The following is a 580-nucleotide window of genomic DNA, read 5'->3' as shown; positions in this document are numbered from 1 at the left end:
TGCGCGGTTGCTGGTCTACGCAACGTTGGCGCTGTGTGCTGCGTGCCACAAGCCGGCTCCGCCGCCGCAGGCTGGCGCGGCCGAAGTGACCGTGATGCAGGTCGAGCCGCACGATACCCCGGTCGAGTTCGAGTTCACTGCGCAGACGCAGAGCTCACGTGAAGTGGAGATTCGCGCTCGCGTGGACGGCTTTCTCGATAAGCGGGTCTATACCGAGGGTCAACTGGTCCATGCCGGGCAGACGCTCTTCCTGATGGACCCGAAACCATTTGAGGCCGCGCTGCAGACGGCCAAGGGCCAACTCGCGCAGCAGCAGGCGCGGCTCTATGTGACGAAGGCGAATCTCGCGCGCGTGATCCCGCTTGCCGCGCAGAACGCTTTGAGCAAGAAGGATCTGGACGACGCAACCGGCAACGAGAAGAGCGCGGAAGCGGCCGTGATCGCCGCCCAGGGGCAGGTGCAGACGGCAGAACTCAACCTCAGCTATACAACCATCAAATCGCCGCTCAACGGTCTGTCGAGCTTCGCGAGACAGCAGGACGGCAGCTATGTGACGGCGGGACAGGCCGGCTTGCTGACC

The 580-nt window shown here is 64.1% G+C and carries 1 protein-coding gene; it reads left to right on the top strand.

Annotation, left to right across the window (positions count from 1 at the left end):
• A partial coding sequence (locus P0D73_RS46635) for an efflux RND transporter periplasmic adaptor subunit (protein ID WP_494478268.1) occupies positions 1–580 on the top strand: 580 nt, incomplete at both ends.

Source organism: Paraburkholderia sp. RL18-101-BIB-B (genome assembly GCF_046026985.1).
GTDB lineage: Bacteria > Pseudomonadota > Gammaproteobacteria > Burkholderiales > Burkholderiaceae > Paraburkholderia.
The sequence above is the reverse complement of the archived record's forward strand: the minus strand, read 5'-3'. Positions and strand labels throughout refer to the sequence as shown.